This is a genomic window from Hymenobacter saemangeumensis (assembly GCF_039541835.1).
Lineage (GTDB): Bacteria > Bacteroidota > Bacteroidia > Cytophagales > Hymenobacteraceae > Hymenobacter > Hymenobacter saemangeumensis.
Genome location: NZ_BAABGZ010000080.1, coordinates 137,908 through 157,332, shown reverse-complemented (window position 1 = coordinate 157,332; position 19,425 = coordinate 137,908). Strand labels below are relative to the sequence as shown.

At 62.9% G+C, this 19,425-nt stretch carries 17 protein-coding genes and 1 tRNA gene; 13 read left to right on the top strand and 5 right to left on the bottom strand.

The window, feature by feature from the left end; all coding sequences use genetic code 11:
- Window positions 1-71: 71 nt before the first annotated feature.
- The 5 genes from ABD919_RS21835 to ABD919_RS21815 all read left to right on the top strand — a co-directional run bounded on the left by ABD919_RS21835 (window position 72) and on the right by ABD919_RS21815 (window position 6,196).
- Complete coding sequence (locus ABD919_RS21835; RefSeq protein ID WP_345238210.1) at window positions 72-620, top strand: RNA polymerase sigma factor; 549 nt, start codon at window positions 72-74, stop codon at window positions 618-620.
- Between the two features lie 119 nt (window positions 621-739).
- Window positions 740-1,606, top strand: a complete 867-nt coding sequence (locus tag ABD919_RS21830; RefSeq protein WP_345238209.1) for a zf-HC2 domain-containing protein — start codon at window positions 740-742, stop codon at window positions 1,604-1,606.
- 217 nt (window positions 1,607-1,823) lie between these two features.
- The gene (locus ABD919_RS21825) at window positions 1,824-2,591 is read left to right on the top strand and encodes a DUF4097 family beta strand repeat-containing protein (protein WP_345238208.1); all 768 of its coding nucleotides are present in this window, start codon (window positions 1,824-1,826) and stop codon (window positions 2,589-2,591) included.
- 158 nt (window positions 2,592-2,749) lie between these two features.
- Window positions 2,750-3,496: a DUF4097 family beta strand repeat-containing protein gene (locus tag ABD919_RS21820; protein ID WP_345238207.1), complete on the top strand. Its 747-nt coding sequence runs from the start codon at window positions 2,750-2,752 to the stop codon at window positions 3,494-3,496.
- Between the two features lie 111 nt (window positions 3,497-3,607).
- Window positions 3,608-6,196 (top strand): DUF5916 domain-containing protein, encoded by a 2,589-nt coding sequence (locus ABD919_RS21815; RefSeq protein ID WP_345238206.1) that lies wholly within the window; start codon window positions 3,608-3,610, stop codon window positions 6,194-6,196.
- Window positions 6,197-6,320: 124 nt separating this feature from the next.
- Here ABD919_RS21815 and ABD919_RS21810 read toward each other — a convergent pair whose 3' ends face one another.
- The gene (locus ABD919_RS21810; RefSeq protein ID WP_345238205.1) at window positions 6,321-6,803 is read right to left on the bottom strand and encodes a hypothetical protein; all 483 of its coding nucleotides are present in this window, start codon (window positions 6,801-6,803) and stop codon (window positions 6,321-6,323) included.
- A gap of 144 nt (window positions 6,804-6,947) precedes the next feature.
- Between ABD919_RS21810 and ABD919_RS21805 the strand changes: the two genes are divergently transcribed.
- The 3 genes from ABD919_RS21805 to ABD919_RS21795 all read left to right on the top strand — a co-directional run bounded on the left by ABD919_RS21805 (window position 6,948) and on the right by ABD919_RS21795 (window position 9,468).
- A complete protein-coding gene (locus tag ABD919_RS21805) occupies window positions 6,948-8,021 on the top strand; it encodes a hypothetical protein (protein ID WP_345238204.1) in 1,074 nt (357 codons plus the stop codon).
- Window positions 8,022-8,393: 372 nt separating this feature from the next.
- Window positions 8,394-8,717, top strand: coding sequence for a hypothetical protein (locus ABD919_RS21800; RefSeq protein WP_345238203.1), 324 nt, complete (start codon window positions 8,394-8,396; stop codon window positions 8,715-8,717).
- Window positions 8,718-8,742: 25 nt separating this feature from the next.
- On the top strand, window positions 8,743-9,468 hold the full coding sequence (locus ABD919_RS21795; protein ID WP_345238202.1) for a DUF434 domain-containing protein: 726 nt from the start codon (window positions 8,743-8,745) through the stop codon (window positions 9,466-9,468).
- A 281-nt stretch (window positions 9,469-9,749) separates the two neighbouring features.
- On the opposite strand, the gene ABD919_RS21790 is transcribed toward ABD919_RS21795, so the two are convergent.
- On the bottom strand, window positions 9,750-10,517 hold the full coding sequence (locus tag ABD919_RS21790; protein ID WP_345238201.1) for an SDR family oxidoreductase: 768 nt from the start codon (window positions 10,515-10,517) through the stop codon (window positions 9,750-9,752).
- Between the two features lie 454 nt (window positions 10,518-10,971).
- Here ABD919_RS21790 and ABD919_RS21785 point away from each other — a divergent pair, with 454 nt between their 5' ends.
- Window positions 10,972-13,026, top strand: a complete 2,055-nt coding sequence (locus ABD919_RS21785) for a HelD family protein (protein WP_345238200.1) — start codon at window positions 10,972-10,974, stop codon at window positions 13,024-13,026.
- Window positions 13,027-13,264: 238 nt separating this feature from the next.
- A complete protein-coding gene (locus ABD919_RS21780; protein ID WP_345238199.1) occupies window positions 13,265-13,732 on the top strand; it encodes a carboxypeptidase-like regulatory domain-containing protein in 468 nt (155 codons plus the stop codon).
- A 147-nt stretch (window positions 13,733-13,879) separates the two neighbouring features.
- Here ABD919_RS21780 and ABD919_RS21775 read toward each other — a convergent pair.
- Window positions 13,880-13,967: transfer RNA gene (locus ABD919_RS21775), tRNA-Ser, on the bottom strand.
- Window positions 13,968-14,125: 158 nt separating this feature from the next.
- Window positions 14,126-15,208 (bottom strand): asparaginase, encoded by a 1,083-nt coding sequence (locus tag ABD919_RS21770; protein ID WP_345238198.1) that lies wholly within the window; start codon window positions 15,206-15,208, stop codon window positions 14,126-14,128.
- Between the two features lie 391 nt (window positions 15,209-15,599).
- Here ABD919_RS21770 and ABD919_RS21765 point away from each other — a divergent pair, with 391 nt between their 5' ends.
- The 3 genes from ABD919_RS21765 (at window position 15,600) to ABD919_RS21755 (ending at window position 18,454) form a co-directional block, all read left to right on the top strand.
- Window positions 15,600-17,120, top strand: a complete 1,521-nt coding sequence (locus tag ABD919_RS21765; protein WP_345238197.1) for a malate:quinone oxidoreductase — start codon at window positions 15,600-15,602, stop codon at window positions 17,118-17,120.
- Between the two features lie 110 nt (window positions 17,121-17,230).
- Window positions 17,231-17,800 (top strand): GNAT family N-acetyltransferase, encoded by a 570-nt coding sequence (locus ABD919_RS21760; protein WP_345238196.1) that lies wholly within the window; start codon window positions 17,231-17,233, stop codon window positions 17,798-17,800.
- Window positions 17,801-17,839: 39 nt separating this feature from the next.
- A complete protein-coding gene (locus tag ABD919_RS21755) occupies window positions 17,840-18,454 on the top strand; it encodes a hypothetical protein (RefSeq protein ID WP_345238195.1) in 615 nt (204 codons plus the stop codon).
- 110 nt (window positions 18,455-18,564) lie between these two features.
- On the opposite strand, the gene ABD919_RS21750 is transcribed toward ABD919_RS21755, so the two are convergent.
- Entirely contained in the window at window positions 18,565-19,371 is an 807-nt protein-coding gene (locus ABD919_RS21750; protein ID WP_345238194.1) for a class I SAM-dependent methyltransferase, read from the bottom strand.
- Between the last annotated feature and the right edge of the window lie 54 nt (window positions 19,372-19,425).

Below are 19,425 nucleotides of genomic sequence, written 5' to 3'. Positions count from 1 at the left end.
ATATTTCTTAGCCTTGTAACGAATGGGGAAGCTTCCGGTACTCCTTTCACCAACCCCGAAACACTGACCCCGTGACCACCCCGCGTACGAGCGACGAAGACCTGATGGCCGCTGTGAAGGCCGACAACCTCGACCAGCTCGTGCCTTTGTTCGAGCGCTACCACGCGCCGCTGTTCAACTACCTCTACCGCCTCTGCAACGACCGTGAAACCAGTGAAGACCTCACCCAGACCGTGTTCGAGCGGGTGCTGAAGTACCGGGCCAGCTACCAGCCCAGCCAGCCTTTTAAGGCCTGGGTGTACCAGATGGCCCGCAACGTGCACGCCGACCACTACCACCGCCGCGAGAAGATGCGCGCCGCTGACGTGGACGAAGCCGAGCAAACCGGCCAGCTGCGCGGCGCGGCCTTTGCCCAGATGCGGGTAAGCAGCCACCACGACGACCTGCACGAGGCCCTGGCCCAGCTGCCCACCAACCAGCGTGAAATTCTCCTCCTCAACCGCTTCCAGGGCTTTGCCTACGATGAGATTGGCCAGCTCCTGGGCTGCACCGCCGAAGCTGCCCGCGTGAAGGCGCACCGCGCCCTGCAGGCTTTGCGCAAAATCTACTTTTCCAGCTAGTTGTCAGTTGTTCGTTGTCAGTTGTCAGAATGTTCTATAGCCCTATTCCTGACAACTGACAACTGACAACTGACAACTGACAACTGACAACTGACAACTGACAACTGACAACTAATAATATGCACTCCCTCACCCACTGCGACGAAATCGAGGCCCTGCTGCCGGCTTATGCCGACCGCAGCCTGCCGGCCGCGGATGCTGAGCTGGTAGCAGCCCACCTCCCCAGCTGCCCGGCTTGCCAGCGGCAGCTGCAGCAGCTGCACACCCTCAGCGCCGAGCTGGACGCCGCCATGCCCGAAGTGCCCCGTACCGCCCTGCGTGCCAACTTTATGGCCATGCTCGACGAGCAGAAGGCCCTGCTGGGCCAGCAGCCCGCTGCTGCCCCGGCCCCGGCACCGGTGGCGCCTTCGCCCAAAGTGGTAGCCATGTGGCCCAGCGCCCTGGCCAGCCCCTTGATGCGCATTGCGGCGGCCATTCTACTGGTGGTGGGCGGCGTGCTGCTGGGCCGCAACCTGCCGGGCTTCGGCGGGCAGGCGGGCAGCGTGGCCACAAATCCGGCCCCGGCCCAGCCGGAAGCTTCGGCCTCCGGCCAGCGCCTGGCTACCGTGCTGGCCGGCAACACCCGGCAGCCGGTTTCGGCCAGCGACCGGATTGAGCTGGTGAATGCCACCCGCGCGGAAGTAACGCCCGGCGACCCCACAGTGCAGGTGCTGATTAACACCCTCAACTTCGACCCCAACGCCAACGTGCGCCTGGCCGCCTGCGAGGCCCTGTTCCAGCTGCGGGCCGACCCCCGCGTGGCCGAAGCCTTCGTGCACTCGCTGCCCATCCAAACCGACCCCAACGTGCAAATCACCCTCATCGAGCTGCTGGTGGCCCTGCGCGACCCCCGCGCCGTGCGCTCCCTGGAGCGCCTCTCCCGCCGCCAGGATGCCCTGCCCGTGGTGCGCGACCAGGCCAAAGCCGGCCTCGGCAAGCTGATTTAGAAGTTAGGGACTTAGGTGTTAGGTCTTAGGCCCTAGGGATTGGGGGCTAGAGATTAGGAATTACTCTTCCTTTTTCCTTAATGCCCGACATGCAACAGCCGCTAGCCAGCCTAACACCTAAGACCTAAGTCCCTAAGATCTAATCCCTTTTTTCTGTCAAATGCCGGCCACTGGCTTCCACCCCTACGCCGCTGGCCATTTACCTCCCTTCAAAACCATGAAAAAGACCCTAACCATTAGCCTGTTGAGTTTGCTGGCCGCCAGCACTGCGCTGCAGGCCCAGGAATACAAAACCAAGCTCGCCAAAGACCGCAAGGTGGTGATTGACATGCAGGGCTCCAACGTGACCGTGGAAGGCTACGACGGCAACGAGCTGGTGATTCGGGGCAACGGCTTCGAGCCGGCCCCCAAGCGGGCCGAGGGCCTGCGACCGGTGTACAACTCGGCCGTCGACAACACCAACATTGGCATCTCGGTGACCGAGCAGGGCAACACCGTGCGCATCGCGCGGGCCTCGCGCAAGGATGCCACCTACACCATACGGGTGCCCCGCAGCACGGCCGTGCAGTACAACCAAACCAACTGGAACGGTGGCGACCTGCAGATTCGCGACGTGAACGGCGACCTGGAGGTGAACATGAAGAATGGCGACATCAAGCTGCTCAATGTGGCCGGGCCCGTGGTGGCCAACACCGTGAGCGGCGACATCACCGTGCGCTACAGCACCCTGCGCCAGGGCCCCAGCTCCATCTCGGCCGTGAGTGGCAACGTGGACGTGAGCATGCCCGCCAACAGCAAGGCCTCCCTGAAGCTGCGCTCCATCTCCGGAGAAATCTACACCGACTTCGACCTGGCCCTGCCCAAAAACCAGGGCGACATGCGCCACGTGGGCGGGCAGGTAGTGGACGGCACCGTGAACGGCGGCGGCACCACGCTCTCATTGAAATCCGTGAGCGGCGACATCTACGTGCGCAAAGCCAAGTAGGTGTTAGGTGTTAGGTGTTAGGGCTTAGAGTCCTGGATACCAGGAACGGATAATAAGCCAAGGGCTGAAGCATCTAAAAACAAGCCCTGCTACCTAAGCCCTAAAACCTAAGCCCCACTACCTAAGCCCTAAGACCTAAAACCTAAGACCTAAATCCCATGCCCCGCCTCGTCTTCTTTCTGCTCATTAGCGTTGCCCTTGCCAGCCTGCAGCCGGCCCAGGCTCAGAAAATCATTGAAAAATCGGTTAATCTGGCCAAGGGGCAGCGGGTATACCTCAACCTGAAGCACGCCACCAACATCCGTATCCGGGCCGGAGCGGCGGGCAGGCTGGCCCTGCGGGCGGCCGTCGACATCAACCAAGGCAAGGCGAACGAGGCCCTGCTTCTCAGTCAGGAACAAACGGCCGAGGAGCTTACCTTCATAACCAAGCTCGACAAGGAGCGGCTGCAAAACGGCCAGATGGCCAACTGCCCTGACGGTGGGGCCCACTACGGCGACAACTACGTTACCCGCAATAAGAAAGGGAATTACGGGGTTGACAAATCCGATGGTCACAGCTCCTACTCGGCCTGCGTGCGCGTCGACTACGACATCACCGTGCCGGCCGACGTGACGCTGCGCGTGAGCACCATCAGCGGCGACATCGACATCGTGGGGCTTACGGGCGACATCGACGCCAAGTCCATCAGCGGCTTTGTGGACGTGACCTGGCCCGGTCAGGCCGCCGAGGTGTCGTTCAAAACCATTACCGGGGAGGTGTACACCGACCAGGACGTGGCCTTCAGCAACCACAAGCCCAACCCCATAGTGGGCTACCAGCTGCACGGCAGCCTGGGCAGCAAGGGGCCGCTGGTGAAGCTCGAATCCATCAGCAACGACGTGTATTTCCGCAAGCGGAAGTAACCATTGCCACTTCCGGGAGTTTCCCCGCCCGACAAGGCCCAAAACCTTGTCGGCAGGCTCGCTGCGGCCTTTTTCCTAACGCCACTCTTCTCTCTTTTCCAAGCACCGGCTATGTTTCTCACCTCTTTTCTGCGCCCCTTTTTTCTGCTTCTTGGCCTCTGGACGCTGGCGGCCCGGGCAATGGCCCAGGCCCCGGCGCCCACAGCCCCGGCTGCCGCTACCAAACGCCAGCTCACGGCCGTCCGCATCAGCCAGCCCATCAAGCTGGATGGGGTGCTGGACGAAGCCCAGTGGCAGCAGGCCCGGCCGGCTACGGACTTTATCCAGAACCGCCCCAAGCCGGGCCCGCACGAAAAGCACCCCACCGAGGTGCGCATTCTCTACGACGACACCAACCTCTACGTGGGCGCTATCATGCACGACGTGAGCCCCGACTCCATCATGCGCGAGCTGACGGCCCGCGACCGGTTCGGCAACACCGACTTCTTTGGCATCTTCCTCGACACCTACGCCGACAAGCTCAACGGCTACGGCTTTTTCGTGACGCCCAGCGGCGGGCAGATGGATGCCCGCTACTCGCCGGCCGGTGGCGAAGACTTCAACTGGAACGCCGTGTGGGACAGCCGCACCAGCCTGCAGGGTACCGACTGGGTAGCCGAGCTGCGCATTCCCTACTCGGCCATTCGCTTCAGCACCACCGAGGTGCAGCGCTGGGGCCTGCAGCTGATGCGGCAGCGGCAGCGCGACAACGCCGGCTTTTTCTGGAACGAGGTGAAGCCCGAAGTAAATGGCTTCGTGAACCAGTGGGGCGAGCTGCAGGGCGTGCAGGGCGTGAAGCCGCCGCTGCGCCTCTCGCTCACGCCCTATGTTAGCGCCTACGTCAACCACAACCCCCTCAGCGCCGAAGGCAGCCGGCCCACTACCACCAGCTTCAACGGCGGGGCCGACGTGAAGTGGGGCATCAACGAGAGCTTCACGCTGGATGCCACCCTGGTGCCCGACTTTGGGCAGGTGCAGAGCGACAACCAGGTGCTCAACCTCTCCCCGTTTGAGGTGCAGTTCAACGAAAACCGCCAGTTCTTTACCGAAGGCACCGAGCTGTTCAACAAGGGCAATCTGTTTTACTCCCGCCGCGTGGGCGCCACGCCTATGGGCTTTTATGGGGCCGGCAGCAAGCTGCGGCCCGGCGAAAAGCTGGTGAGCAACCCGTCCGAAACCCAGCTGATTAACGCCACCAAGGTGTCGGGACGCACCAGCCACGGCCTGGGCATCGGCGTGTTCAACGCCCTGAGCCGGGAGATGCAGGCCACGGCGCGCAACACCGACACCGGCGAGGAGCGCACGCTGACCACCCAGCCCCTGGCCAACTACAGCATCGTGGTGCTGGACCAGAGCCTGAAAAACAACTCCTACCTCAGCCTCATCAACACCAACGTGACGCGGGCCGGCAGCACCTACGACGCCAACGTGACCGGCGGCCTGTTCCGCTTCAACGACAAGCAGAACATGTACGCCTTCGACGGCAGCGTGGCGTACTCGCGCCGCCGGGGCACGCAGTTTGGCTCCGAGCGGGCCGTGGACGACCGCGACGGCTACAAGTACAGCCTGGGCTACGGCAAAGTGGGCGGCACCTGGACCTGGGGCCTCAACCACGGCATCGAGTCCGACACCTACAACCCCAACGACCTGGGCATTCTGTTTGGCAACAACAACATCAGCCAGTCGTTTGAAATCGGCTACCACAAGTACCAGCCCTTCTGGAAAGTCAACAACTTCCACATCTTCAGCCAGCTCAGCCACTCGCTGCTGTACAAGCCCACGCGCTACCAGAGCACGCGCCTGTACGTGGGCGCCAACACCGTCTTCACCAAGAGCTTTGCGCAGCTGGGCTTCAACTTCAACTTCGACCCTCAGAACCACAACTACTTCGAGCCCCGGGTGTTCCCCCTGGGCCTGTACTACGTGCAGGTGCCCGGCAGCAGCAACCTGGTGCTGTTCCTGAACTCCGACACCCGCAAGAAGCTGTCGCTGGGCGTGAACGCCGGCCTGCGCTACGCCGCCCTCGACGAGCGCCTGGACCGGCCCCGGCGCCAGAACTACGGCTTTGGCTTCTACCCGCGCTACCGCGTCAGCAACCGCCTCACCTTCCGCTACAGCCTCGACTGGAGCCTGGCCCGCAACCAGATAGGCTACGTGAACGGCGGCCTCGACGCCGGCCAGGCCCTGGACCGCCGCCTGATTCAGGCCCTGGGCGGCGACACGCTGAGCGGGCGCGGCCCGGCCGACGTGCTGCTGGGCCGCCGCGACGTGGCCACGGTGTCGAACGTGCTGTCCATGGCCTACACCTTCACCAACCGCATGTCGTTTACGCTGCGCCTGCGCCACTATACCAGCAACGTGCACTACCAGGACTTCGCCCGCCTGGCCCCCGGCGGCGTGGAGACGCCCGCCGCCTATGCCCGCAACCGCGACAACACCTACAACGCCTTCAACGTGGACGCCGTGTACAGCTGGTGGTTTGCGCCCGGCTCCCAGGTAAGCGTGGTCTGGAAAAACGCCGGCACCACCTTCCTGCAGGCCGAAGAAGCCACCCCGCTCTATTTCGACAACCTGAGCCACACCATCAACACCCCGCACAACAACTCCCTGTCGGTGAAGGTGATTTACTTCCTCGACTACCTCAGCCTGAAGCGGCGCTAGGCTGCCGGATAAAAAGCGCTACCGCTTCCCAAAGCGCAGCAGCCCGCTATTATAGGGGCGAAGTTTACCCCTGCCCGCCGATAGCACGATAATCGTTTCACTACGGGCTGCAAGTGCGCCAGCTTTAAGAAAGCAGCCGGGCCTGATTGGCAGCGCTTATCAGGGCCGGGGCGTTCTGCAGCGTGGCCAGCACCACTTCCTTGGCCGCCTGCTTGAGCTCGTCTTTGCTGATGTCGCGGATTTCTTCGCGCACCAGCTCGGCCAGGGCCTGCGCGGTGTGGGTGAGGGCCTGGCGCCGGGGGCGCGGCTCGCGCAGCTCCTCGTACATCTCGGCCAGGTGGGCCTGAATTTTTTTACGCCGGGTCCGGAACACCGACTCGTTGGCTACCTGGGGCTGAATGGCATCAAGCAGGGCCACCAGCGGCAGCAGCTTGGTGGCGGTGCCCGCCACGGCGCCGGCCAGGCGCTGCCGCTTGCGCCCGCGCCGGGGAGCAGCTTTTTCGGCTGCCGCAGCCTCCTCGGGCAGGTAGGCCAGTACTACATCTGCCGGGCAGGTATCTTCGAAAGCGGATTCTTCCTGGAGTAAGGGCTGCTGCTGGGTGAGCATGCGCGTGAATGAGAAAGATTGGTTGGTCCACTAAGGTAAATCAGAACGGGCAGAACCACTCTCAACCCTCCTGGCAGCTACCACGCCGCTACCCTCGCCTTTTCCCTGTATCTTTCCTTATCTGTCATCCTCAGCGCCCTTTTTATGCCAGCCCCTTCCATGCCGCCCCCCGCTCCCGCTCCTGACCTGTTGCGCCACAAGCTCGGCAAGCGGGCCCGCATCAAGGAGGCCTTCTTCCTCAGCCAGAACATCGTGCGGGGCAACCTGATTCACAACACCGGCGGGGGCTTTCACGTGCTGCGCCTGCTGTCGGTACACAAGATGACAGCCGGCATGCTCCCGGCCGACCACCCCTGGGTGACGGGCCTGGCCCCGCAGGACCAGCAGCCCGTATGGCCGCGCAACGTGGTGTTTGCCACCCCCGTGGGCACGCAGTGGAGCCAGCCCGACTACCAGCCCGATGATGACGCGGCCATTGTGAGCAAGGTGGGCAAGTTCCTGGCCGCCATGGTGAAGAAGTCGGTATCGACGCCGGAAATCCCCCACGGCCCCACCCGGCGCATGCCCCACGCCATCAACTACCTGCACGGGGCGGTGCACTACAACGGCCTGACCATGCTGTTCAACAACTTCGCCGAAGCCATGTGCTACTTCGCCGATACGCGCTTCCGCAAGGAGCTGCGCCGGCTGGTGAAGGAAGAAAAGCGCGAAGTGACGCTGGTGTTCCGCGAGCGGCAGTACGACCCGGTGGAATTTGCCTATTTCTCGGCTTTCGTGATGTCGCACGTGCCCTGGTTTGCCAACGTGAACGGCGCCGGCCGCAAGGTGATGTGGGGCAACCCCTCCCCCTACCCGGCCGTCAACATCATCAACGGCGCCTGGGTACACGACATCGAGCGGCTGCGGCACCACGACGCGGCTGGCATTGTGCGCCCGCCCCTGCAGCCCGGCCGCTACTTCCAGGGCAGCTACGGCGTGCCTACCCGCAGCTTCTGCACCCTGGAGCGCACCCATGCCTTTCTCATCAACAACTGGGTGCGCAGCCGCGGCTTCAAGGGCGGCCTCTACTTCGTGGACCGGCGCCGCATCGAGCCCGAGCGCTACAAGGCCTACCTGGAGTCGGGTGGCACGAGCGGCCCCACCAACCACCCCATTCCCAACCCCCTGCGGCGCCGGCTCGACCGCTTCCGCCGCCCCCGCCCGGCCCGGGAAGAGTAGCGGTTTATCCGGGTGAAGGCCGGTTAGCCTGAGGCATTATGGCTATAGCCCAGGGCAGTTTACAGAGTTATACTTCTCGCGAAATGGTCTGCGAAACCTGAACGATGTAGAGACGCAATATTTTGCGTCTGCGGGACTGCGCCATTAAAGCCGGGATTGCTCCGTTAGTATCGTTCGGGTATCGTTCAACGATGAGACGCAAAATGTTGCGTCTCTACATCCGCCAGACGATTACCGCAATGCACTTTGGGATGAGTTTAAAGGTTGAGAGTTAAATGTTAAAAGTCAGACCAAGTGAGTTTTACTGTTAACTTTTAACTTCTTACAAAAGTCTGCATCAACACTGAAAGCGCTACAACGTACTCTTTCCTTATGCCAGCCGCTCCCGTCCACCCCACCGAAGAACGCCTGTTCCTGGCCGCCTGCCTGGCCCACATCAAACGCGCCGACGGCAGCCTGGCCAAGGACTGGTCGCTGGCCGAAACCGCCCGACGCGGCGCCGACGACTTACTGAAACGCTACCTGGCTTCTCCCACCCTGCCCGACCAGCTCACCGAGCAGGCCTACCGGGCCAGCGAGGACCTGCGCACCAGCCCGGCCGACAGCCACAACTGGCCGGCCACCCAGGCCCAGGCCGAGCGGGTGCTGCCCGTGGCGATGCGCGTGCTCTACGTGCTGAGCACAGCAGCCGGGTAGCCCACTACACCACCGCCATCAGCCTATGCGCCCTGCCGATACGCGCCACCGCGGCCCCCACCCTGCCGATGAGCGGCTCTTTGCCCCTGAGTGGGTGCCGGTGCTGCGCCAGGCCGTGGCGGAGCTGTCGTGGCTGCTCTCGCGCGACTACCCCCCGGCTGGCTCCATGAAGCTCGTGGGTGACCGATACGCCCTCACCGAGCGGCAGCGCTGGGCCGTGGGCCGCGCCGCCTGCAGCGACGAGCAGCAAATCTGCCGGGCTGCTTCCCTGTTGCCGCCCGGAGACCTGGGTGGCCGGCCCGTGTCCATCGACGGCTTCAACCTGATTATCACCCTGGAAACCGCCCTGAGTGGCGGCGTGGTGCTGCGGGGCCGCGACGGGGCCCTGCGCGACCTGTCCAGCATTCACGGCACCTACCGGGCCGTGCAGGAAACCGACCGCGCCATCCGCCTGGCTGCTACCACCCTCCTGCTCCTGAATCCCGGACCCGTCTGCTGGCTGCTCGACCAGCCCGTATCCAACAGCGGCCGGCTGGCGGCCCGCCTGCGGGAGCTGGGCCCCACCCTGGGCCTGCCCTGGACGGCCGAAGTCGTGATGAACCCCGACCGCGTGCTGGCTGAGACCAGCGACATCGTCATTACCTCCGATTCGGCCGTGCTCGACCGCGCCGGCGCCTGGCTAAACCTGGCAGCCCTGGCCCTGACGACGGAGCCGGCCTGCTGGCTGCTGGAGCTAGGCGAAGCCAGCTGAAGCCTGGATTGCCTGAAACTATCGGCCCTGGAGGCTAACTCTACTTTGGCAGGTTAGCGTGTTTTTCACCGCAGAAGTCGCAGAGGCCCGCAGAAGAGACGCAGAGGTAGTTCTTCTGCGGGTCCTCCGCGACCCTTCTGCGGCTTCTGCGGTGAAAACAGCTGGACGGGAAGCCGTCATTTATAACTTACCAAAGTAGAGCTAGCTGGTATTATGGCCGCTGCTGGCAATTTGGCTGGCCTTTGGGACTTGCTTATCTAAGCAACTGCAACGGCTCAAACCTACATGCCCTTGGCGCTCAACCCGCCGTCAATAAGCAGGCACTGCCCGGTGATGTAGGACGCCCCGGGCAGGCACAGAAAGGCCACCGCGGCTGCCACCTCGGCGGGCTCGCCCACGCGGGCCAGCGGCGTGCGGGCCTCCACCTGCGTCAGAATCTCGGGGCGGGCCAGATAGGTCTTTGTCAGGGGCGTGTGAATAAACCAGGGCGAAACGGTGTTGACCCGAATGCCCGCCGGGGCCCACTCCACGGCCAGGTGCCGGGCCAGCTGCTCTTCGGCCGCCTTGGTCATGCCATAGGGCGCCCCGGTGCCCACATCAAACCGGCCGGCTACCGAGCCGATGTTTACCACCGCGGCCTGCTCGGCCGCCGCCAGCAGCGGGTAGGCTGCCCGGCACATCTCCAGGGCGCTGAAGAGGTTCACCTGGAAGAGGTACTCGTACTCGGCGGTGGTATAGTCGATGAAGGACTTACGAATGTTGGTGCCCACGTTGTTTATGAGCAAATCCAGGCCCTGCCACTGGGAATGGACCTGCTCAAAGATGGCGGCGCGGCCGGCTTCGGTGCTTACATCGGCCGCGATGCCCGTGGCAGGCAGGCCCTCCCGCAGCCACTCGGCCACGGTCTGCTCGACGTCGGTTGCGTCGCGGGCAACAATGAGTACCTCGGCGCCCAGCGTCAGCAGCTCTTCGGCTACGGCACGGCCAATGCCTTTTGTAGCCCCGGTCACCAGCGCCCGGCGGCCCTTCAGATTCCAACGATTTGTCATAGCTGCTCAGACGAGAGCAGCCGCGAAAGGGTTGAGCTGCCTCTCCTAAAAACGCCCCCGCCCACGGCATCCCGCTCACCCAAAGTGCCTGCCCAGAGCATTCTACGCAACAGTAAGCGAATGGCGCAAACGCTGGCTGAAGGGGCGTACCCCTTCGCATCTGCCGACAATACAACCAGCCGGCACCGGCACCGGCGCAGTCCCGCACCCGCGAACCAGTAGGCTGGCATAGCCAAGCGTCGCGACTCTACCCTGCCTTGCTTTTGCAATCAATTTGCGTTGGGGACAACCAGCTCTATCGCCCCTGGCTTAACCTAAAGCTACACCAGGCGAACTGAGCTGTAAGTCAGAAGCGTCCCGGCCAGCGTCAGGCAATGGGCTTGCGCAGCCGCAGAAGAGCGGTCGAAAGACCAGAATTTGATGGCACCTTTGCCGTTTATTTTTCAAGCGCCCCGTGATAAACGCCACCGAACCGGAAGAAAGAGCCTACCTGGAAGAAATCAAGGAGAAGCTGGCCCTGGCCATCAAGCGGGTCGATGACGCCGTCAGGCAGTACTCCAGCGACCTGCGGGAAAAGAAGCGCTACATCCACGAGCACCAGTCGGGCATGGACGAAGCCGACATGGTGGCCGCCGACCAGTCCATCAACCGCATGGCATTTACGGGCGAGGCGGCCGTGGCCCGCAAGCGCAAGCTCTTCAAGCTGGGGCAGTCGCCCTACTTCGGCCGCATCGACTTCCGCACGCCCAATCAGGAGCAGGCCCTGCCGGTTTACATCGGCGTACACTCGTTTGTGGATGAGCTGCAGCGCCAGAGCTTTATCTACGACTGGCGGGTGCCCATCGCCTCCATGTTCTACGACTTTGAGCTGGGCGAGGCGTTTTACTCGACGCCGTCCGGAACGGTCAGTGGCAGCATCACGCTGAAGCGGCAGTATAAAATCCGGGACGGACGCCTGGAGTTTATGCTGGAAAACGACGTTAACATCCACGACGACGTGCTGCAGCGGGAGCTGGCCAAGTCGTCGGACGACAAGATGAAGAACATCGTCGCCACCATTCAGCGCGACCAGAACGCCGTCATCCGCAACGAGACCGACCCGGTGATGGTAATTCAGGGCGTGGCCGGCTCGGGCAAGACGTCCATTGCCCTGCACCGCATGGCCTTCCTGCTCTACCGCTTCCGCGACACCATCGCGGCCAAAGACCTGCTCATCATCTCCCCCAACAAGGTTTTCGCCGACTACATCTCCAACGTGCTGCCCGAGCTGGGCGAAGAGCACATTCCCGAGATGGGCATGGAAGAGCTGGCCGCCGACCTGCTCGAAAACCGCTACCCTTTCCAGAGTTTCTTCGAGCAGGTGTCGGCGCTGCTGGAAAGCCCTCACCCTGCCTTCATCGAGCGCATCCAGTTCAAGTCGTCGTTTGAGTTTCTCAGCCAGCTCAACCAATTTCTGCTCCACATCGAGAACACCTACTTCACCATTACCGAGCTGCGGGTGGGCAAGGTGGTGGTGCCCCGCCAGGTTATCGAGCAGAAGTTCCGCACCTACCACCGGGTGCCGCTGCTGAAGCGGTTTCCCCTGGTCAGCCAGGATATCCGCGACTACGTGCGCAACGCCACCGGCCGCAAGCTGAGCGGGCAGGAGAAGGGCACCATTGGCGAGGCCATTCCGCGCATGTTCCGCCTGCACCAGCTCATGGACCTGTACCGGGACTTTTACCGCTGGCTGGGCCAGCCCGCGCTTTTCCGCTTCGACCCCAACCGCGGGCTGGAGTACGCCGACGTGTTTCCCCTGATTTACCTGCGCCTGCGCCTGGAAGGCATCAGCAGCTACGACCACGTGAAGCACCTGCTCGTGGACGAGATGCAGGACTACACGCCGGTGCAGTACGCGGTGCTGTCGCGGCTGTTTCGCTGCCGCAAAACCATTCTGGGCGATGTCAGCCAGACGGTGAACCCCTACAGTGCCTCCTCAGCCGAAACCATCGAGCGCGTCTTCCCCCAGGCCGAGGTAGTCCGGCTGTTCCGCAGCTACCGCTCCACCCTGGAAATTACGGCCTTCGCCCAGCGCCTCCGGCCCAATCCCGACATCCTTCCGCTGGAGCGGCACGGGCCGGCGCCGGTGCTGGCCCACTGCGCCAGCCTGGGCGAGGAAGTGGCCGCCATCCGGCAGCTGCTTGCCGACTTCAAGAGCTCCGGTAACCATTCGCTGGGCATCATCTGCAAAACCTTGCGGCAGGCCGAGCAACTGCACCGGGAGCTGGCAGCCCTGGGCGGCGTTCACCTGCTCACGGCCGAGTCCACAACGTTCAAGGAAGGCGTGGTTATTACCACGGCCCACCTGGCCAAGGGCTTGGAATTTGATGAAGTCATCGTGCCGTTTGCCTCCGACCGGGTGTACAAAACCGAGGTTGACAAAAGCATGCTCTACGTGGCCTGCACCCGGGCCATGCACCGGCTCACGCTGACGTACACCGGGGTGCTTACGGCTTTCCTGCCGGCCTGAGCATCCCCCACGTGTATCACAGCACAGGCATAGGCATTTGAAGTCAGCACCTCGGAGTTGAAACCGTAGTGCTTACTGTCCATTTCATTTATCGGCCATAAGAGCGGCATCCAGCGGCAAAAACATGCTACTCGGCTAATGACGTCCGGCCGCCATCAGGGTCACGCTACTTTTGAAGCATCAACGGCAAACACCGCTGTTGGGCTCCGCCAAACCCTTTTTTACTTCTCCTTTTAGCATGCGCCCCCTCTTTCATCTTTTCGCTTTCTCATTTTTCGTTGCCTGCCTGGCCATGGCCAACCCAGCCGCAGCCGCAAGCACCACGCAGGCCAAATCAACCGGCAAGCCCGCGCCCCGCAAGGTGATTGTGAAGGTGAGCAAGCCGATGAAGGCCCCAGGGTTGGCTCCGGCCCCGGTTGAGGCGCCGGTAGCTGTGCCCGGCGCCCCCATAATGGTTGTCATCAAAGGCATTGTGCGGAGACAAAATGGGAAGGTTCTGCCCGGCGCCAGCGTATTTCCGGCCAGCGAACCCGATTTGGCCGTGGTAACCGACCAGAACGGCGCCTTTGAGCTTACCGTGCCGGCCAGCCAGCTGCCCGCCGGGGTGCTTACCATCGCCTACGCCGGCCTTGCCGATTACCAGGTAGCCATGGAGAAAGCACAGCAGCAACCGCTGCTCGTGACGCTGCCCCCCAAAACCAAATAAGGCTCCTCCTCCTGCCTACTCCAGCCCCGGTCGCCCAGCCGGGGCGTTTTTGTGCGCCACGCTGCCGGCAGCCAAAGCGAGGCAGCTCGCGCAAAAAAGAAAAAGGGCCCGGTAAGTTCTTCACTTACCGGGCCCTTTGCTACTCTGCAGAGAGGAAGGGATTCGAACCCTCGATGAGCTTGAGACCCATACACACTTTCCAGGCGTGCTCCTTCGACCACTCGGACACCTCTCTGGGTCGGGGTTTGTGGGGCAAAGATAAGGCGACAACGGCAGTTATCAGTGAGCAGCGAGCAGTTATCAGTGAAATTTTCGGCTTGCCTGCACGCAGCAAGTAGCCACGGCCGTCCGCTTGCTCACTGTTAACTGTTCATTGTTAACTGCTAACTGTGTTCAAGGCGTAATCTCCCCTCGCAAATCCTGGGTGAGCAGGCGGCGGGTGTCTTCTTCGCCCAGGCCCAGGCCGAGCACGAACATGAGCTTGGTGATGGCGGCCTCGGAGGTGATGTCGTCGCCGCCGATGATGCCCAGCTCGGCGAAGCGGGCGCTGGTTTCGTAGAGGCCCTGCACCACGCGCCCCTCCTCGCACTGGCTCACGTTCAGCAGCCACACGCCGCGCTGCCGGGCTTCGCGCAGGCAGGCAATAAACCACTCGGATGTTGGCGCATTGCCCGAGCCGTAGGTTTCGAGCACGCAGCCGCGCAGGCCGGGCACGCTCAGCACGGCCCGCACCACGGCTTCGGTGATGCCGGGGAAGAGGCGCAGCACGGCCACGCCGGTTTCCAGCTTCTCATGCACGGTGAGGCGGCCGGCTGGCAGCAGGCGGATGTCTTTGTCGGCAAACTCCAGGGTGATGCCGGCCCGGGCCAGGGGCGGGTAGTTTTCGCTTTTAAAGGCCGCAAACTGCTGGCTTTCCACCTTCTTGGCCCTGGTGCCGCGAATCAGCTCGTCGTTGAAGAACACGCACACCTCGGGCACGCGCACGGTATGGGCCCGGGGGTGGCGGGCGGCGGCAATCTCCAGGGCCGTGATGAGGTTGCGCTGGGCATCGGAGCGGGAGCGCCCCACGGGCACCTGCGCCCCGGTAAACACCACCGGCTTGCCCAGGTGCTCGAGGATGTAGCTCAGGGCCGCGGCCGAGTAGGCCATGGTGTCGGTGCCGTGCAGCACCACGAAGCCGTCGAAGTCGGCGTAGTGCCGGCCAATGAGCCGGGCCAGGTACAGCCAGTCCTGGGGCGTCACGTTGCTGCTGTCGATGGGATTGGGCAGGCTCAGCAGGGAGATGCGGAAGGGCAGGCGCGTGAGGTCGGGCATCTTGCGCTCGAGGCGGCCAAACTGCATCGGCACCAGCTCGCCGCGGCGGTTGAAGGCCATGCCCACGGTGCCGCCGGTGTAGATGATGAGCAGGCGCGGGGCGGTGGCATCGGCCGCGTCGGCCAGGGTAGGAAGGGCCAGCAGGGGCAGGTCGGAAGACATGGCGCAAGGTAGCGCCGCCAGGACTTACCCGGCACTGCCCATAAACAAAAATGCCGGGCAAAGCCCGGCACTTTTGCGACCATTTTCCATTTCCATTTCCATTTTCACATATTATACTTTACCGTCCTTAATAACGGATAACGTCGTCAATATTGCGCCGGAGTATAACTTTTTCGTCCGGCGGGTACTACAATATTAGCACACGAAGCAGCAAAAAACAAGAAGCCGACGATATTTATTTCCGCAATCGTTGCCGGGAACGTAATCAATTTGTTGCACCGGCAAAGCAGCCCCATTCGGGCTGGCTGAGCCGCGGTTTCTTGCCGGTGCAGGGCCACACTTTTTGCTTTTTTGCCGTATGGCATAGCGTGCAAGCATTTTCGTACCGCCGATGAATCCTACCCAAGTTCCTGACCAACCCATTACCGACGTCGTCCTGATTGGAGCCGGCATCATGAGCGCCACCCTGGGCATGATGCTCAAAGAGCTGCAGCCCAACCTCAGCATTACCGTTATTGAGCGCCTGGATGTGGCCGCCGCCGAAAGCTCCGACGCCTGGAACAACGCCGGCACCGGGCACTCGGCGTTCTGCGAGCTCAACTACACCCCCGAGCGGGCCGACGGCTCCATCGACATCAGCAAGGCCATCAGCATTGCCGAGTCGTTTGAGGTGTCGAAGCAGTTCTGGGCTTTTCTGGCCCAGAAGTACGACGTGCAGGAGATGAGCCGCTTCGTCAACCACATTCCCCACCTGAGCTTTGTGTGGGGGGAGCAGAACGTGGACTTCCTGCGCCGCCGCCACGCGGCCCTGGTGCAGTCGCCGCTCTTCAAGGGCATGACCTACACCGAAGACCCGCAGGAGCTGCAGCGCTGGATACCGCTGGTGATGGAGGGGCGCGACCCCGGCCAGCGTGTGGCCGGCACCTGCATGGAGCTGGGCACCGACGTCAACTTCGGCTCCATCACGCGGGGCATGTTCACGCTGCTGCAGCAGAAAGACCAGGTGAACTTCTACTTCAACCACGAGGTCGACTCGCTGCGCAAGAAGGAGGGCGGCTACTGGAGCGTGTGGTCGCGCAACCTGCAGACGGGCGAAATCCTGAAAGTGCGGGCCCGCTTCGTGTTTATCGGGGCGGGCGGGGGCTCGCTGCCCCTGCTCGAGAAGTCGGGCATTCCCGAGGGGCGCGGCTTCGGCGGCTTCCCCGTGAGCGGGCAGTGGCTGAAGTGCGTGAACCCCGCCGTAATTGCCCGCCACCACGCCAAGGTGTACGGCAAGGCCGCCGTGGGCTCGCCGCCCATGTCGGTGCCCCACCTCGACACGCGCATGATTAACGGGCAGCGCGAGCTGCTGTTCGGTCCCTACGCCGGCTTTACCACCAAGTTCCTCAAGCGCGGCTCGTTCATGGACCTGCCCCTGTCCATCAAGCTCAGCAACATGAAGCCCATGATAATGGCGGGCCTGAAGAACATTCCCCTCACCCGCTACCTTATCGACCAGGTGCGGCAGAGCCCGGAAGACCGGCTGGTGGCCCTGCGCGAGTACCTGCCCGAGGCGCGGGCCGAGGACTGGCAGCTGGAGATTGCCGGGCAGCGGGTGCAGGTGATTAAAAAGCACGAAAAGGAAGGCGGCGTCCTGGAGTTTGGCACCGAGGTGGTGAGCGCCGCCGACGGCTCCATTGCGGCCCTGCTGGGCGCGTCGCCGGGCGCTTCCACGGCCGTCAGCATCATGGTGGGCCTCATTCAGCGCTGCTTCCCGGAGCAGGCGGCCCAGGCCACGTGGCAGGAGCACTGGCGCCACATGATTCCCTCCTTCGGGCAGTCGCTGCACGACAACCCCGCCCTGCTGGCCGCAGTGCGCACCCACACCCACGCCGTGCTGGGCCTGGACGTGGAGCCGGTAGGGCAGAGCTAGCCCGGCCCCGCCCGGTCGTGTCCGGATTCGCCTCGTTGTGCAGTAGCTTCGCACCGGATGGCCGCGACTGGCGGCTATCCGGTGCTATTTACCTGTAAACGCTTCCTGCTATGATTCGCCTTGAGCCCTTCACTCCTTCCGACTTCAACCAGCTGATTGAATGGATTACCAACGAGCGGCTGATGAAGGAATGGTCGGGCTCGCTGTTTTCGTTTCCGCTCACCGAAGAGTCGCTGGCCTGGTACCTGGAAGGCGCCAACGACTTTAAAAGGCCCGAAGTGTTTGTGTACAAGGCCGTGGATACCAAAAGCCAGGAGGTAGTGGGCCATATTTCCCTGGGCGGCATCAGTGAGCGCGACAAGGCCGGGCGCATTACCCGGGTGCTGGTGGGCAGCAAGGCTGAGCGGGGCAAGGGCGTGTGCACCAAGATGATAAAAGGCATGCTCAAAATCGGCTTCGAGGACCTGGGGCTGCACCGCATCAGCCTGGGCGTGTACGACTTCAACGAAGCCGCCATTCGCTGCTACCTCAAAGCCGGCTTCAAGCAGGAAGGCCTGATGCGCGACGTGGTAAAGCACGGCGACGAGTACTGGAGCATGGTGGAGATGGGTATTCTCGAGGATGAGTGGCGGGCAATGAAAAAAGCCGGCTCCGATGCCGAGCCCTCGTCCGGCTGCTAGCCTTGGTGCCTTCATTCAGTCAGCCTCCCGCCTTCCAACGTGCTTAAACCTTTAGCTTACTGCTGCCTGCTGACCATCGCCGGCCTGCTGGCGGCCTGCTCTTCCACCCCGTCCACCGACCGACCTTACCTGCCGGTTACTTTGCGGCAGGACAGCTTCAGCCGCACCCCCGGCCGGGATTTCGACACACTGTCGATTCGGCGCGACGCCTTCTCGCTGCTTTTCGACAATCAGCCCTACGATGGGCAGGGGCAGCGCTATCACGCGGCCCATGTAGTGGTAGCCACCAATCCGCAAGCCCTGGCAGGCATCACCGTGGGCCTGAAAACCCAGGACTCCCCCTACCTGGAAGAGGGCTCAGGCATGGCCGGCACCGACCTGGGCTACACCTCCATTTTACCCGATACGGAGGGACAGCACTACCTCTACTACGATACCCCCACCGACCACCGCGTAGAGCTGCTGGGCACCAGGCCCGACGGCACGCGGCAGCTGGAATGGAAGATTTCGCAGGTGCTGGTGAACGAGCAGGACGTGCCCCTGGCCCAAACCCGGCTGCGGGCGCTGTACTTCGCCGTGTTCATCGACCACAACCTGAATGAAGTGGTGGAGGCCGGAGAGCTGGCCAAGCTGGCCGTGCGGTTTACCGACTAGAGCGGTTTCGAAGTTAGTGGATTTGTAGCGTGGACTCTGCGAGTCCGCGTTTGTGAACGTTCATCCGCGCGGACTAGCAGAGTCCACGCTACAGCCACCGCGGAACTGCGCTAAGCCGGCCGGCCAGCCACTACCGAGTACAGCAGCGGCGCCTTAGTGCCCAGCGGCCCAACGTGAAAGGTACCGTCGGCATTGGCTACGGTGTGGGCAAAGCAGTTGTAGGGAGAATAGTCGTACTCGCCGAGGTGCTGCAGCTGCAGGCCCTGCCCGAGCAGGCTGCTGATGACCTCGCTCAGGCTGTGGTTCCAGGTGATGGACTGGTGGGTGATGGGCGCGCCGGTATCGGCATAGGTGCCCACCTCGGTTTCTTCGATGGGGCCGGCGTTGAAGTAGCTGTACTGCACCCGGGTGAAGTCGTTGTCGAACATCCACACCACGGGGTGAAACTCGACCAGCACCAGGCGGCCGCCGGGGCGCAGGTAGCGCTGCACCAGAGCCGCCCAGCGGCTGAGGTCGGGCAGCCAGCCGAGCACGCCGTAGCTGGTGTATACCACGTCGAACTGCGCCTCGGGCAGGTAGGCGGGCAGCTCGTACACGTCGCAGCAGATAAACCCGGCCGGCACGCCCAGCTCCGCGCTGAGGCGGCGGGCGGCGGCAATGGCTTCGTCCGATAAATCGACGCCCGTTACCTGCGCGCCCATTCGGGCCAGGGAAAGGCTGTCTTGCCCGAAGTGGCACTGCAGGTGCAGGATGCGCTGCCCGGCCACCTCGCCCAGCAAGCCCAGCTCGATGCTGTTCAGGGAAGACTTGCCGGCTTTGAAGCCGGCCACATCGTAAAACTCCGAGCTCAGGTGGGGGCCGGTGCGGGCATTCCACAGCTCACGGTTTACGGACAGGTATGACGATTCTGGGCTCATTCTTTGGGGTTGCTGGTTTCTTGTTTCTGGTTGCTGGTTACACTTATCGTGGTT

Excerpts from the sequence above, each read along its gene's own strand:
- ABD919_RS21830 (WP_345238209.1), top strand. The coding sequence starts at position 740 with ATGCACTCCCTCACCCACTGCGACGAAATCGAGGCCCTGCTGCCGGCT.
- ABD919_RS21825 (WP_345238208.1), top strand. The coding sequence starts at position 1,824 with ATGAAAAAGACCCTAACCATTAGCCTGTTGAGTTTGCTGGCCGCCAGC.
- ABD919_RS21820 (WP_345238207.1), top strand. The coding sequence starts at position 2,750 with ATGCCCCGCCTCGTCTTCTTTCTGCTCATTAGCGTTGCCCTTGCCAGC.
- ABD919_RS21815 (WP_345238206.1), top strand. The coding sequence starts at position 3,608 with ATGTTTCTCACCTCTTTTCTGCGCCCCTTTTTTCTGCTTCTTGGCCTC.
- ABD919_RS21810 (WP_345238205.1), bottom strand. The coding sequence starts at position 6,803 with ATGCTCACCCAGCAGCAGCCCTTACTCCAGGAAGAATCCGCTTTCGAA.
- ABD919_RS21805 (WP_345238204.1), top strand. The coding sequence starts at position 6,948 with ATGCCAGCCCCTTCCATGCCGCCCCCCGCTCCCGCTCCTGACCTGTTG.
- ABD919_RS21800 (WP_345238203.1), top strand. The coding sequence starts at position 8,394 with ATGCCAGCCGCTCCCGTCCACCCCACCGAAGAACGCCTGTTCCTGGCC.
- ABD919_RS21795 (WP_345238202.1), top strand. The coding sequence starts at position 8,743 with ATGCGCCCTGCCGATACGCGCCACCGCGGCCCCCACCCTGCCGATGAG.
- ABD919_RS21790 (WP_345238201.1), bottom strand. The coding sequence starts at position 10,517 with ATGACAAATCGTTGGAATCTGAAGGGCCGCCGGGCGCTGGTGACCGGG.
- ABD919_RS21780 (WP_345238199.1), top strand. The coding sequence starts at position 13,265 with ATGCGCCCCCTCTTTCATCTTTTCGCTTTCTCATTTTTCGTTGCCTGC.
- ABD919_RS21770 (WP_345238198.1), bottom strand. The coding sequence starts at position 15,208 with ATGTCTTCCGACCTGCCCCTGCTGGCCCTTCCTACCCTGGCCGACGCG.
- ABD919_RS21765 (WP_345238197.1), top strand. The coding sequence starts at position 15,600 with ATGAATCCTACCCAAGTTCCTGACCAACCCATTACCGACGTCGTCCTG.
- ABD919_RS21760 (WP_345238196.1), top strand. The coding sequence starts at position 17,231 with ATGATTCGCCTTGAGCCCTTCACTCCTTCCGACTTCAACCAGCTGATT.
- ABD919_RS21750 (WP_345238194.1), bottom strand. The coding sequence starts at position 19,371 with ATGAGCCCAGAATCGTCATACCTGTCCGTAAACCGTGAGCTGTGGAAT.